Origin of the sequence: Clostridium celatum (assembly GCF_021412605.1) — a bacterium.
Taxonomy (GTDB): Bacteria; Bacillota; Clostridia; order Clostridiales; family Clostridiaceae; genus Clostridium; species Clostridium celatum.
This window is the reverse complement of record NZ_JAJKGM010000009.1, coordinates 81,043-94,799: the sequence shown is the minus strand read 5'-3', so window position 1 is coordinate 94,799 and position 13,757 is coordinate 81,043. Positions and strand designations below refer to the sequence as shown.

General features: G+C 29.0%; 13 protein-coding genes and 1 riboswitch. Of the genes, 4 read left to right on the top strand and 9 right to left on the bottom strand.

The window, feature by feature from the left end; all coding sequences use genetic code 11:
- Positions 1–100 precede the first annotated feature (100 nt).
- The 3 genes from LPC13_RS06225 to nrdD form a co-directional block, all read right to left on the bottom strand.
- Positions 101–2,023, bottom strand: coding sequence for an aconitate hydratase (locus LPC13_RS06225; RefSeq protein WP_234088700.1), 1,923 nt, complete (start codon positions 2,021–2,023; stop codon positions 101–103).
- Positions 2,024–2,081: 58 nt separating this feature from the next.
- Positions 2,082–3,242, bottom strand: coding sequence for a homocitrate synthase (nifV, locus tag LPC13_RS06220; RefSeq protein ID WP_005211892.1), 1,161 nt, complete (start codon positions 3,240–3,242; stop codon positions 2,082–2,084).
- Positions 3,243–3,563: 321 nt separating this feature from the next.
- On the bottom strand, positions 3,564–5,681 hold the full coding sequence (gene nrdD, locus LPC13_RS06215) for an anaerobic ribonucleoside-triphosphate reductase (RefSeq protein WP_195244751.1): 2,118 nt from the start codon (positions 5,679–5,681) through the stop codon (positions 3,564–3,566).
- A gap of 204 nt (positions 5,682–5,885) precedes the next feature.
- On the opposite strand from nrdD, the gene LPC13_RS06210 reads away from it, so the two are divergent.
- The 4 genes from LPC13_RS06210 (at position 5,886) to thiT (ending at position 8,317) form a co-directional block, all read left to right on the top strand.
- Positions 5,886–6,731: a DegV family protein gene (locus tag LPC13_RS06210; RefSeq protein ID WP_195244750.1), complete on the top strand. Its 846-nt coding sequence runs from the start codon at positions 5,886–5,888 to the stop codon at positions 6,729–6,731.
- A gap of 3 nt (positions 6,732–6,734) precedes the next feature.
- Entirely contained in the window at positions 6,735–7,190 is a 456-nt protein-coding gene (locus LPC13_RS06205; RefSeq protein ID WP_005211912.1) for a PadR family transcriptional regulator, read from the top strand.
- A gap of 99 nt (positions 7,191–7,289) precedes the next feature.
- Positions 7,290–7,493: a hypothetical protein gene (locus LPC13_RS06200; RefSeq protein ID WP_005211913.1), complete on the top strand. Its 204-nt coding sequence runs from the start codon at positions 7,290–7,292 to the stop codon at positions 7,491–7,493.
- 24 nt (positions 7,494–7,517) lie between these two features.
- Positions 7,518–7,617: riboswitch (TPP riboswitch) on the top strand.
- Positions 7,618–7,669: 52 nt separating this feature from the next.
- Positions 7,670–8,317: an energy-coupled thiamine transporter ThiT gene (gene thiT, locus LPC13_RS06195; protein ID WP_005211915.1), complete on the top strand. Its 648-nt coding sequence runs from the start codon at positions 7,670–7,672 to the stop codon at positions 8,315–8,317.
- Positions 8,318–8,360: 43 nt separating this feature from the next.
- Here thiT and LPC13_RS06190 read toward each other — a convergent pair whose 3' ends face one another.
- The 6 genes from LPC13_RS06190 to LPC13_RS06165 form a co-directional block, all read right to left on the bottom strand.
- On the bottom strand, positions 8,361–8,549 hold the full coding sequence (locus LPC13_RS06190) for a ferredoxin (RefSeq protein ID WP_005211917.1): 189 nt from the start codon (positions 8,547–8,549) through the stop codon (positions 8,361–8,363).
- Between the two features lie 73 nt (positions 8,550–8,622).
- Positions 8,623–9,447, bottom strand: coding sequence for a hypothetical protein (locus tag LPC13_RS06185; RefSeq protein WP_234088699.1), 825 nt, complete (start codon positions 9,445–9,447; stop codon positions 8,623–8,625).
- 126 nt (positions 9,448–9,573) lie between these two features.
- A complete protein-coding gene (locus LPC13_RS06180) occupies positions 9,574–10,833 on the bottom strand; it encodes a hypothetical protein (protein WP_005211922.1) in 1,260 nt (419 codons plus the stop codon).
- Between the two features lie 178 nt (positions 10,834–11,011).
- Positions 11,012–11,857 carry a 16S rRNA (adenine(1518)-N(6)/adenine(1519)-N(6))-dimethyltransferase RsmA gene (gene rsmA, locus LPC13_RS06175; protein ID WP_005211931.1) on the bottom strand — a complete coding sequence of 282 codons (846 nt, stop codon included), beginning with the start codon at positions 11,855–11,857 and terminating at the stop codon, positions 11,012–11,014.
- Entirely contained in the window at positions 11,858–12,412 is a 555-nt protein-coding gene (gene rnmV, locus LPC13_RS06170) for a ribonuclease M5 (RefSeq protein ID WP_195244749.1), read from the bottom strand.
- Between the two features lie 187 nt (positions 12,413–12,599).
- Positions 12,600–13,649, bottom strand: coding sequence for a G5 domain-containing protein (locus LPC13_RS06165; protein WP_005211938.1), 1,050 nt, complete (start codon positions 13,647–13,649; stop codon positions 12,600–12,602).
- Between the last annotated feature and the right edge of the window lie 108 nt (positions 13,650–13,757).

Below are 13,757 nucleotides of genomic sequence, written 5' to 3'. Positions count from 1 at the left end.
AATTAATATATTTTAAATTATATTACATATTTGTATAAAATTAAAGACTACTGACACTTTGTCAGCAGTCTGAAAAAGACACTTTTAAGTGTCTTTTTATCTAATTATTTTGTTTTACGTAATTAAGTCTTCCACCAGCTTTAATAACTTCTATCTCTTTTTCAGTTAAATCAAGCTTAACTACAAATTCTGAGTTTTTAGTAACATTTTTTATCATAGCTGTTTTACTAACTAGCGCTCCTTTTATATCTGTGATTTCTAAGTTATCAATCAAAGAAATATTATTATAATCTTCTTCATTTTCAAATTCCATTGGTATTATGCCATTATTAATTAAATTAGCCTTATGAATCCTGGCAAAAGATTTTGCTATAACAGCTTTTACACCAAGATATAATGGAGCTAAAGCTGCATGTTCCCTACTTGATCCTTGTCCGTAGTTATTTCCCGCAACTATAAATCCACCATTATACTCCTTCGCTCTCTTAGGAAATTCTGTATCTATAGTATTAAAGCAGAACTCTGATAAGTATGGAATATTAGATCTAAATGGCAATAACTTAGAATTCGAAGGCATAATATGATCTGTTGTTATATTATCTTCAACCTTAATTAATACTCTTCCTTCTATTTTATCCCCTAACTCCTTATTAATAGGAAAAGGTTTTATATTAGGACCTCTAACAATTTCAACTTTACTTCCATCCTGTGCAGGTTTTACAATCATAGAATCATCTATTATAAACTCTTTTGGCATTTCTATATTTAAATCAACTATAGTTTCACTTGGATCAGTTAAAACTCCTGCTATAGCAGATACAGCCGCTGTTTCTGGACTGACTAGGTATACATTTGCTGATAAAGTTCCACTTCTTCCATAAAAATTTCTATTAAAAGTTCTTAGTGATACTCCATTGGTTCCCGGAGCTTGCCCCATTCCTATACAAGGCCCACATCCATTTTCTAAAATTCTAGCTCCTGAGCTTATTATATCTGCTAATGCTCCATTTCTAGCTATCATCTCCATAACTTGTCGTGAACCTGGTGCAATAACTAAACTTACATCTTTATGAACTTTTTTTCCTTTTAAAATTTTTGCAACTTTCATTAAGTCTTCATAAGAAGAATTAGTACAGCTACCAATTGCTACTTGATCAATTTTTATATTTCCTATTTCAGCAACTTCACTAACATTATCAGGACTATGTGGCCTTGCTGCTAAAGGTTTAAGCTCACTTAAATTAATAGTTATTTCTTCATCATATATAGCATCCTTATCAGCCTTTAACTCTTTAAAATCTTTTTCTCTTCCTTGTGCCTTAAAAAACTCCAAAGTTCTTTCATCACTTGGAAATATAGAAGTTGTTGCTCCAAGTTCAGCTCCCATATTAGTAATAGTAGCTCTTTGAGGTACTGAAAGATTTTTAACCCCTTCTCCACCATACTCAAATATTCTTGCAACTCCACCTTTTACAGTAAGCTTTCTTAATACCTCAAGAATTACATCCTTTCCTGTAACCATAGGTTTTAATTTACCTATTAAATTTATTTTACATACCTTAGGAGTATTTATATAATACGCTCCACCAGCCATTGCTAAAGCAACATCAAGTCCACCTGCACCCATAGCAAGCATTCCAACACCTCCTGCTGTTGGAGTATGACTATCTGAACCTATTAACGTATCTCCTGGCACAGTAAATCTTTCTAAAAACACTTGGTGACAAACTCCATTACCAGGTTTTGAGAAATAAATTCCATGCTTCTCTGCTACTGTTTGAATAAACTTATGATCATCCGCATTTTCAAATCCTTGTTGAAGCATATTATGGTCTATAAATGCAACAGATCTTTTTGTTTTAACCTTATCTATTCTCATTGCCTCCAATTGTAAATAAACCATAGTTCCTGTTGAATCTTGCGTTAAAGTTTGATCTATCTTAAGCCCTATTGGCTTTCCTACTTCTAATTTACCTTCAATTATATGATTTTTTAATATCTTATAAACTATATTTTCTCCCATATTTTTGCCCCCTAAAACTTATTGCTTAACTTGTACATTTTTATATTTTAAATATTCTCTATTTATTTTTAGTTTTTAGTAAATATTCTTTATATAATTTAACTAATTCTTTATCAAATAATGTCCTTTTCAATCTAACGCATGAAGCCCTTACCATCTCTAAAACACCTTGTGCCTCTTCATCACTTAAGTCAATATTATATTCTTTAAATTTATTAATAATTCCAGCTTTACCTGAATGCTTTCCAATTACTATTTGTCTTTGTAACCCAACAACATCTGGATCAAATGCTTCATAATTTTTAGGATTTTTTATTGCTCCATCAGCATGAATACCAGATTCATGTGCAAACATATTCTCTCCAACAATAGCTTTCCAAATGGGTAATACTCTTCCTGATGCTTGTGAAACATATTCTGAAACTTCCCTAAACATCTTTGTGTTTATATCACCTTTATAATCATAAACATACATTAAAGCCATAATAACTTCTTCAAGTGCTGCATTTCCTGCTCTTTCACCAAGTCCATTTATAGTTACACCAACATGGCTTGCTCCACCTAAAACACCTGCAATAGCATTAGCTGTTGCCATTCCAAAATCATTATGAGTATGCATTTCTATATTAAAATTAGTTTTTTTATAAATTTCCTCAATATCTTTTCTTAATCTAAATGGCTCCATAATTCCAACTGTATCACAATACCTAAATCTATCTGCCCCAGCTTTTTTTGCTTCATTTATAAATTCAACTAAGAATTCTTTATCTGCTCTCGATGCATCTTCCCCATTTACAGATACATAAAGACCATTTTGTTTTGCAAATTCCACTGATTTAATCATATTTTCTAAAACCCAAGCTCTTGAAGTTTTAAGTTTATGTTTAATATGAATATCAGAAACTGAAACTGAAATTGCTACTGCATCTACACCACAATCTATAGATTCCTCAATATCCTTAATGACTGCTCTATTCCAAGCCATTATACTTTTTTTATAATTATTTCTTTTTACAATTTCCTTAATTGCATTTTTTTCATCACCACCCATTGTAGGAATTCCTACTTCTAGTTGGTCAACCCCAAGTTCACTTAGCATATCTGCTATAATTATTTTCTCTTCATTTGCAAAAACAACTCCTGCCGTTTGTTCCCCATCTCGCAAGGTTGTATCAACTATATATATATCTTTATCGCCACTGATACTTTTTATAGCCATTTTTTAGCCCCCTTTTTAATAAATTGTACATAAATTAAATTTAGTTATAAAAAATTGGGGCTATTCCACTTCCCCAATTACATTTATTTCCTTCTAATTATTTTATCATATAGCTTTTTTTATCACAAGGTTAAATGTATCTTTTTTCTAAAAATTGAAAGTTTTATAAGAAATATTTCATTTTTTTCTATTTATTTGGTGGTTATATTTGTTTTAAATATATTTTTGCAATATATTTTTACTCACCATTCATTCACATTAAGATTAATATATAATAATTACAGAGTAAGATTAAAAGTTCTTACTCTGCAATTATTATATTTATATTATTTCATAATTATTTTTATAACTTCCTGTGTGAGATCTCCTATCTATTCTTTCCTCATATTTACCTGGTCCAAATCTTTCATCTAGACTTAAATATCCAGTAACTCTTGATATACCTTGAATATCTCTACTATTACACTTTGGACACTTACTTTCATTACTTGTTAAGCTTTCTCCACAATCTTTACAATACCTAATATGAAAATTTACTCCTATATAGCTTATGTTTGTATTTTTATAAGCATAATTTATTATATCCATGATAACTTCAGGAGATGGTGAATCGTCAACTTCTATATAAGATATATGACCTGCATTACAAAGCTTATGATACGGCGCTTCTATTTCTATCTTATCTTTTATTGAAATGCTATAGCTTACTGGAATATGAAAGCTATTTGTATAATAATCCTTATCTGTAACACCTTTTATTATTCCATATATCCTTTTATCATGTTTTATAAATTTTCCTGATAATCCTTCTGCTGGAGTAGCATAACAACTCCAATTAAGCCTAGTTTCTTCAATTAATTTATCTGTATACTGTCTTATAAAACTAACAATTCTCAATCCTAATTCTCTTGCTCTTTGACTTTCTCCATGATGTTCTCCTATTAAAGCAATTAGAGCTTCTGCTAAACCAATAAATCCAATTCCCCATGTTCCTTGCTTCAAAACAGGCTCAATTGAGTCATCTGAAGATAAATTTTCTGAACCCTTCATTAATCCCTGTCCTGCAACAAAAGGTAAATCTTTAACTTTTAAATTCTTAAGAACACTATATCTATGAAGTAAAGCTTCTTTAGCTAAAACTAATCTTTCTTGTAATATTTCAAAAAATTTATCTATATCATTATTAGCTTCTATTCCTATTCTAGGTAAATTAATAGTTATTGGTGCTATATTTCCTCTTCCTTTACATCCTGGTTCACCATTAATGTTTTTCATTAAGTATGTTCTACATCCCATAGTAGCTGGCATATATCCCTTGTCATAAAATTCTTTATTAAAGTCTGCATCTATATTCATAAAAGTTGGATTCATTCTTTTAGATGCAACTTCGCACGCTAATTTGTATAAATAATAATATGGATCTTCTGGCTCCCTATTAACTCCTTGTTTAACTCTAAAAATTATATTAGGAAATATAGGTTGTTCTCCTTTTCCTAAGCCCTTACAATATTCTTGTAAAAATACTTCGCATACTAAAGCTGCATCTTTCGAATTTGGTATACCTAAATTTATAGAAGAAAAAGGCACTTGAGAACCTGCACGTGAATGCATAGTATTTAAATTATAAACAACACCTTGCATAGCTTGATGAACTCTATCATTTAATTTTTCTTCAATTAAACTTTCTAGCTTTTCCCCTTCGATTCCATAAGACTTTAACTCTTTTCTTATTTCCTCTCTTGTTGGTTCAATAAATTCTGCCATATCATTATCAAAATCTGGATGAGATTGACCTCCAAACATATCATTTTGAGTTGATTGAAGTAATATACAAGATAACTCTGCTGCTGTTTCTATACGTTTAGGTGGCTTTATAGTTCCATATCCAGTGTTAAAGCCTTTTTTTAATATTTCTCCTGTTGGTATATGAAGACAATTAATTGTTAAATTGTATGAATCTAAATCATGAAAATATACTTCTCCAATTTCATGAGCCTTAGCTAAATACTTGGGCATATTATATAAGTTATGCCATTTATTTGATTCAGATGCTATTCTTAATAATTTAGAGCTAAAATTATTTCCCACATTAGCATTATCCCTATCTGTTTCTATTCCTATTTTATTAATGACTTTCATTAAATCTGATTTAATCTCTCTAACTCTTGTCCTTTCTTTTCTATATGATGAATATGCTCTCTGTATATTTTTATAACCACTTTCAACTAACGCTTTTTCAACTAAATTTTGAACTTCCTCTACAGAAATCTTTTCTTTTTTCTCACACTCTATATAGTTAATAACCTTTTGAGTACATTCCAATACTTGACTTTCTTTGAGTTTTTCTCCAATTTCATTACTAGCCTTTTTTATTGCATTACTAATTTTTTGAGAGTTAAATTTAACCTCTCTCCCATCTCTCTTCACTACATATAGCATAATATCACTCTCCTAATACAATATATTGTGTATATTGCAAATATATATTATACATTCTACACCTTTTTACTTTTATTTCCAAGTCTATTTTTTAAATCATACATCATTATCAATAGTGATAGTATTTTAATTATCACTATTGATAATGATATCGAATATGATATACTTAATATAATAAATAATTAAATTAGTGGAGGAAATTTTATGCAAAAGATTGCCTTAATAACTGATAGTGCTTGTGATCTTACATTAGATGTGTTGAAGGAAAACAATGTAAATTTATTACCACTTAGAATAATTTATTCTACTGGTGATTATAGAGATAGAGTGGATATTTCACCAAAGCAAGTATATGAAAACTTAGAAAAAGAAGTTCCAAAAACCTCTCTTCCTAGTGCTCAAGACATTGAAGATATTTTAAATAAATTAGAAGAAGAAGGATATACTCATGTAATTGCTATTTCTATTTCAAGTGGACTTTCTGGAAGCTTTAATGCTTTAAGATTAGCGTTAGAAGACCATCCAAAACTTACTTCTTACGTTTATGACTCAAAAATATTAGCTTATCCTCAAGGTGAAATAGTCATAGAAACAGCTAAACTTATAAAAGCAGGTAAAACCTTTGAAGAAATTATCGAAACATTACCTAAGATAAGAGAAAGAGTTATTGGATACTTTACAATAAATACATTAGAATATCTAAAAAAAGGTGGTAGAATAGGTAGAGTTGCCGGAACAGTTGGAGAATTGTTAAACCTTAAACCTATAATAACTACAGACGAAAATGGTGTATATTATAACGTTGCTAAAGTAAGAGGTAGAAAACAATCTTTATCAAAAATGACTGAGTTATTAAAGGGATACCTTGAAAAAGGTAAATGTGAAGTTGCTGTACTTCATGCAGGTTGTGAAGATGAAGCAATAAAGTACATGAATAGCTTAAAAGATTTACCTAACATAGTATCTATAAAAATAGCAGAAATCAGTCCAGCTTTAGGAGTTCACGGTGGCCCTGGATTAATAGGTTTCTCTGTTAAATCGGTAGAGTAAACTATGAAGGATTTTGATTTTAACAATATTGAAGATTTAAAGGCTGAAGAAAAAAGATTACATGACGAATACAAAGCTAAACTTGCAGAATTAAAAAAAGTTCAAAAAGAAAAAGAAGCTGTAGGTCAGGTTTTTACAAAAGGTTTATTACCTATTTATGTTCTTTATATATTAAAATCAGGACCTACTAACGGAAATGAAATTTCAACTAAGGTTTCTCAAAAAACTAATGGCTTATGGACACCTAGTACAGGTGGAATATATCCTTTATTAAAAAAATTAGAAAAAGAAGGATTAGTAATTGGGAAATGGGATGATCCGAAAAAGAAATTTCAAAAACTTTATTCTCTAACACCACTTGGAGAAGTTGAATTTAATAATAGAAAAGAACTTCTTAAACATAAAATTGAAGAATCATTAAAAGTCTTTCAAATTGTATATAGAGACTTATATCTATAAAATATATTCATATCTTAAATACATCCACTTTGTCTGGATGTATTTTTATTTTCCTTTTTGTAAATACTAATAAAAATTTATTTAGGATGGTGTATTTAAATGAAGGGAATGATATTAGATTATACAGGTGCTGATGCTTTTATATTATTAGAAGATGATTCTATTATAACAATGCCTTTAAGCTCCTTTGAACAACTATTACCAATTGGTACTAATATAAGTTTATGTAATTTGCTTAATAAATCAACTAATACTAATTATAAACCTTGTCAAATGCTTAATAAAGGTATTGACTTTTTGTAAAATATTGCCTAAAATTTAATTATATTAAGTTGCTAGGGGTGCCCAAAGGCTGAGAGATGATTTTCATCAACCCTTTTAACCTGATCTGGATAATTCCAGCGTAGGAAAGCTATTTATAGAATATTTATATTCTCATGTCTAGGTACCTCTTACGCAAAATAAGGAGGTATTTTTTTATGTCAAATTTTCTAGCAACATTAGGTGAAAATTTTAAAACACTATTCAGTAATCCACTTACTATAATTACGCTAATAGGATGTGCAATTTTATTAATTGCTTTCATCAAATTCAAATCATTAAAATTTGATTCTAAATTAATAGCACGAATAGGACTAGCTATTGCTTTAGCTTTCATTTTAGATATGATAAAAATATATACATTACCAAATGGCGGTGGAAGTATTTCTTTAGGTAGTATGGTTCCAATATTGTTACTTTCTTTTATTTATGGTCCATCCATAGGTTTATTTACTGGATTTTTATTTGGTGTTTTTAAATTAATACTTGATCCATATATCTTAAACCCTATTCAAGTATTGTTTGATTATCCATTACCATTTATGGCTGTTGGTATAGCTGGTTTCTTTAAAAATAAATATATTGGAGCAAGCATCGGAATGTTTTTACGATTTATATCTCATTTTATATCTGGAGTTATATTTTTCGGCTCATACGCTCCCGAAGGAATGTCGCCAATAATATATTCTTTAGTAGTAAATGGTTCGGCAGTAGGTGGAGAATTACTAATCTGCTTAGTATTGTTAGCTTTTTTACCAATAGAAAGACTTATCAAAACATTGAAAACTAATGTAATATCATCATAAAAAAATAACATGCCATATAATAAAAGTTATATGGCATGTTATTTTAATCTACACTTATAGCATTTACTGGACAGCTTGATTCTGCATCTTTTGCATCATCTTCATGCCCAGCTGGAACTGGATTAGTTTTAGCAACTGCCTTTCCGTCATCATCCATTTCAAAAACATCTGGACATATTGATGGACATAATCCACAACCTATACAAGTATCTTTATCTACTGATGCGTTCATATACTTCACTCCTTTTACAAATTTACATTTATATTGTTTCCAGAGTAATATTTATTTATGTATTTTATATATCTTACCACTTATTTGGCGCTTTTTCTGTTATATCTATAGTCCATTCTTTAAATTCATTTGTAGCAAATATATAATAATTTTCTTCTGTATTTTCCTTTTTATTAGTTATGGTTATTAAAGTTTTATATGTGCTAGTATCATATCCTCTATTTTTTACAGTAACTACAACATCATAATCAGTTGAATCATCATCTATTAATTCTATATTAGGAATAACCTTTTTTGCTGATTGTAAAAAGTCTTTTAAATCAGTGGAAAATATATATTTCAGACATTCAATATCACCATTTATATCTACTCCAACTTTATAGTTTTCAATATCCGAATTTTCTTTACTAATTTTTAAAACATCCAATATTGAATTATAATATACATATTCAAAATCCCTAGGTTTTCTTATAAACGAAAGATTTTTTATTATCCCCTCATCTAACCTTTTAGATACGGTAAATATATTATTACCATCATATAAATTTCCTTCATCACTACCTACTACGTAATAAAATTCCTTTACTTCATCCCCTAAATCAATTTCAAATTTATAATCAGGTTCTAAATTAGATTTATTTTCGCTTATTTTAGCTCTTAATAAGAATTTATACATTTCTTTAATAGCACTATCCTCTGTTACTATAAACTTAAACCCGGTATCTCTTGTGCTTTGTATACTTATTTGTTCTACTTTATTTGAATTTAAATACTCAAAGTATTCATTTTTCAATCCTAATTTCTTTTCTATATCCTCTAATACTGTACATCCACTTAACATAAATGCCATAACTGCAATACTTATAGCTAAAAAATACTTTTTTAAATTCTTACTCATATACTTCTCCCTAAAACTTAAAATAATAGGAGAAGCTTAAGCTCCTCCTAATAAAGATAATTATAATACTTTATTGTAGTATTATCAATTTAATTCCTTTATATTTTTAAGTACTATGTTAGTAAATTATTGCATAGGTACAACTACAGTAGAATTTTTAAAGTCGTAGAACATTAACCAACATCCACCTTCTTTATCATCTACCCATGTAACAAATCCTGTCCTTCCATCATAAGGTTGTTCATCTTTATCTTTCTTTCCAGGGATTCCATATATAATATGTTTAAGATTTCCTTTAGAATCGCATTTATATCCTAATTTAAAATATCCATATTTCTTAATATAAGGATAATAGTTAAGCATTGGATAATATGCTAATGTATATTTATTGTAATTAGACATATTGCACATTTCATGCAAATCCTTTACCGGTATTTTATACCATTTTGTATATTTTATTTCATCTATTCCGTCATAATCCCTTTCAAACCCTTCTACTATGGCTTCAAAATATTCTCCTATGCTACCTCTTATCTTTCCATTCATAGGATCAAATTCTTTGTTTGCTTCAATTTCATCTTCATAATCTTCAAATTTTCCTCTTAAATTTTCTTTAGGTGCTTTTACTACTGTTTCCTCTATTATTTTATTTTCAACTTCCACAATTTCATCTCTAGGTTCTATGTTATTATCCTTAACTTCTATATTTTCATTTTGTACACTTTCACTTCTTATTTCCTCTACTTCCGTTACTGGTTCTACTTCTTTCACTGACTCTACTTCTTTTACTGCTTCTACTGTTTCTACTTCTTTTACTGCTTCTACGTCTTCTCTTTCACATTCATCTTTCTTATTCTTTTCTTTTACATCACTCTTTTTCTCTATTTTTTTAAATTCCTTCTTAGAATCTTTATCATTTAACTTATCAACATATTTATTTTTTAAGTCAGCAGCTTTAACAATAGTATAGTTTTTCCAATTATCACTTGGTTGTTGTCCATTTAAAAAACCACATAAAACAAATACAGGAATACCTTCTTTCATCTTAGCTATAGCTGTTCCTGATATTTTATCAAAATGTAAATCTAATCCTCCTATATTAGCTATATTATATTCTTTTGTTGAATCTCCCTTACCTGATTCACTTATTGCTATAGGACCTAAATTTACTATTTGCTTCATATCCTTTTTACAACAAATAACCATCATACAATACTCGTCATTATCTTTTCTCAAATTTTGTGCATAAAAAGATATCTTACATCTATCTCCCCTAGCTTCAATTTTGGAATACCCTGATAATGTTTTATCTTCAGAATTTGCATATCCTCTTTCATCCTCTTGCAAAATTACGAAGTTTCTATACAACCTATTACTATTTGCCATTTTAGAACCCCCACTTTATATTAATTCCATATATTATATGTTTTATTTAAGTAAATATGTTATTTTTTAATTCTTAAAAATTTAGTAATTAATATAATAAAGATATTTGCTATATTCTATAAAAAATAAATATAAAAAAAGCTATTGTAAATATGTACAATAGCTTCTTAAATAGTCATTATTTCATTATTTCATTAATACAATTTGCAAGTGCTACAAATTCTTCTATACTTAAAGTTTCTCCTCTTCTCTTAGGATCAACATTAGCCTTAACGAAAGCTTCTTCTAGTTTTTCCTTAGCAGGTCCTATATTCTTAACTCCATTCCATAAAGTCTTTCTTCTCATATTAAATGAATTTCTTATTATATCGAAGAATAACTTTTCATTTTGAACTTGAACTCTAGGCTTATCAAGTTTATCTAATCTAATAACTATTGAATCAACCTTAGGTCTAGGAATAAAACAAGTTGGTGGAACCTTTCTTACTATACTTGTATTACAATAATATTGAACTAATAAAGATAATGCACCATAATCTTTATTACCTGGTTCTGCATTCATTCTTTCTGCAACTTCTTTTTGTATCATTATAGTTAATGATTTAAAATTATATCCATCCTTAAGGAGTTTAACTATAATTGGAGTTGTTACGTAATAAGGAAGATTTGCCACTAGCTTTACACTTTTTTCTTCTCCAATTATTTCATTAAAATCAACTTTTAAGGCATCATTATGTATAAGTGTAAAATTAGGATTTTCACCTAACTCTTGTGTTAATATTGGAATTAAATCATTATCAAGTTCAATAGCAACAACCTTTTTTGCTTTCTTTAATAATTGAACTGTTAATGTTCCAACTCCTGGTCCTATTTCTATAACTAAATCTTCTTCGTTAACTTCTGCACCTAAAACAATATCTCTAGGAACTGAATCATCAACTAAAAAGTTTTGTCCTAAACTTTTTGAAAATTTAAAGTTATACTTTTTAACCAGTTCAGCAGTTTTTACATCTTTAATATCCATTTATTTATTCTCCTCTAGTTCTTTGTCTACATATTTAATAGCTTCTATAAATTCTTCTTTTGTTATTCCATAATTATTAAGTCTAGATAACATTTGATTGGCATTTCCATATCCAATTCCAAGCTTATTTCCTAACTTAATTCTTCTAGCCTTCGCATTTTTATCTCCACTTAATCTAAAGAAGAACATATCTTGTGCATCAAAAATAGGTTCTACTTCTTCAACAGTTACTTTTGCCCTTTTTAAAGCTTCTATAATAACTTCTGGAGTAGCATTTTCAACACCTATATCATCATCTTTAATTCCGTCCTCTTGTGCAATATAAGCATGCTTTATTCCTGGTACTCTTTTTGCTATTATTTTTCTAATCTTCTCTCCTGCAAAGTCTGGATCAGTTAATACTATTACACCCTTCCTTTTTTGGGCTTCCTTAATTCTAGCAATTACTTTAGCATTTATTCCAAAACCACCAACAGCTATCATTTCTGCTTTAACAGCCTTTTTAACGGCAGCTACATCATCTTTTCCTTCAACTACTATAACCTCTTTTATCATGGCTTCTCTTCCTTTCCTATAGAGTCTATTATTAATTTATCCTTATATTTGTATTATGTCAAACCTTTAATTAGTTATAAGCTAATAGTTTATAGTTATTAATTACTAAATAAATTAAATTTTTTAACATTAATACTTATAGGTTAAGTAAAAGAGGTTGGCATAATTGCCAACCTCTTTTAGTAATTTACCATTCTCCTGGATATGCTAGAATATAAACTCCAACGTCATACTTTCTTCCCCATGTAGATGCCTCTTCATGAGAATTCAAATATACATCAATGATATTACCTACTATAGCCCCACCAGTATCAGCTGCTACTGCTTTACCATAATTCTCTACGTATACTAACGACCCTAACGGTATAACTCTTGGGTCAACAGCAATAGTGCTTATTCCTTCCGGATTATATACAGGAACAGTTCCTGTAGCGGTAAGACCTCCTCCAATATATGCAGTAGATTCACAATATATTAAATGCTTATATTCAATATTTCCATCTCTACTTGCAAAAACTCTTCTTGTCCCTTCTGCTATAATCTCATTAACAGGTTCTTTTACGACCTTTGATTTGATTATATTTCTCGCTACTTCTTTGCCATCTTTTTTAATAATCTTATAGGTAATTTCTTTTTCACCAGCTACTCCAGCTTGTCTCACTTCTTCGGTATTAATATCTAAATTATTATCTTCTTGTGTTATAGTTTCAAAATCAATTGCTTCAATAGCAACTTCATTTAAAATTTCAACATCAACAAATTGAATTTGAAGACCTTCCTCAATTTTTGTGTCTAAAGATGGAGTTATTTCATCTACTCCTTCTACAAATTCAATTCCCTTTTCTTTAAGTTCTTCTTTCTCTGCACTAATCATATCCTTAATGGTATCTTCAGCAGTTTCTATGATTATTACTTCATCAGCAACTACTAGTTCAACTTCTACAGCTCTTTTAATTGTAATAGTATCATTTGATGATATCTTATTATCTAAGGCTGGTTGTACTTTATCTTTAAGGGATAACTCTATATCCTTATCTAGAAGTACTTCTTTAACAGTCCCTTTATATGTTTTATGTGTTTCTTCATTTCCGTCTATACTTATAATTATGTTTTTTCTTCCGCATGTAAGTGCAATTATTACTACTACCGTTAACATAGTAACTACGCCTACCATCATTTTTGCCTTAGGACTATTAGAAAAATTGTTCAGTAAATATTTTTTCCATTTTTCTACCATCTACCTTTAACCTCCTCTGGCAAGAGCAACCATTGAATTATATAAATAATTCTTATTTTTGTCAAATTACCCACTCTTGCAATAATAAAACTGCTAAGTTAAATGCAT

Excerpts from the sequence above, each read along its gene's own strand:
- thiT (WP_005211915.1), top strand. The coding sequence starts at position 7,670 with ATGTCAAATTTTCTAGCAACATTAGGTGAAAATTTTAAAACACTATTC.
- LPC13_RS06210 (WP_195244750.1), top strand. The coding sequence starts at position 5,886 with ATGCAAAAGATTGCCTTAATAACTGATAGTGCTTGTGATCTTACATTA.
- LPC13_RS06205 (WP_005211912.1), top strand. The coding sequence starts at position 6,735 with ATGAAGGATTTTGATTTTAACAATATTGAAGATTTAAAGGCTGAAGAA.
- LPC13_RS06165 (WP_005211938.1), bottom strand. The coding sequence starts at position 13,649 with ATGGTAGAAAAATGGAAAAAATATTTACTGAACAATTTTTCTAATAGT.
- nifV (WP_005211892.1), bottom strand. The coding sequence starts at position 3,242 with ATGGCTATAAAAAGTATCAGTGGCGATAAAGATATATATATAGTTGAT.
- rsmA (WP_005211931.1), bottom strand. The coding sequence starts at position 11,857 with ATGGATATTAAAGATGTAAAAACTGCTGAACTGGTTAAAAAGTATAAC.
- LPC13_RS06180 (WP_005211922.1), bottom strand. The coding sequence starts at position 10,833 with ATGGCAAATAGTAATAGGTTGTATAGAAACTTCGTAATTTTGCAAGAG.
- LPC13_RS06200 (WP_005211913.1), top strand. The coding sequence starts at position 7,290 with ATGAAGGGAATGATATTAGATTATACAGGTGCTGATGCTTTTATATTA.
- LPC13_RS06225 (WP_234088700.1), bottom strand. The coding sequence starts at position 2,023 with ATGGGAGAAAATATAGTTTATAAGATATTAAAAAATCATATAATTGAA.
- rnmV (WP_195244749.1), bottom strand. The coding sequence starts at position 12,412 with ATGATAAAAGAGGTTATAGTAGTTGAAGGAAAAGATGATGTAGCTGCC.
- LPC13_RS06185 (WP_234088699.1), bottom strand. The coding sequence starts at position 9,447 with ATGAGTAAGAATTTAAAAAAGTATTTTTTAGCTATAAGTATTGCAGTT.
- nrdD (WP_195244751.1), bottom strand. The coding sequence starts at position 5,681 with ATGCTATATGTAGTGAAGAGAGATGGGAGAGAGGTTAAATTTAACTCT.
- LPC13_RS06190 (WP_005211917.1), bottom strand. The coding sequence starts at position 8,549 with ATGAACGCATCAGTAGATAAAGATACTTGTATAGGTTGTGGATTATGT.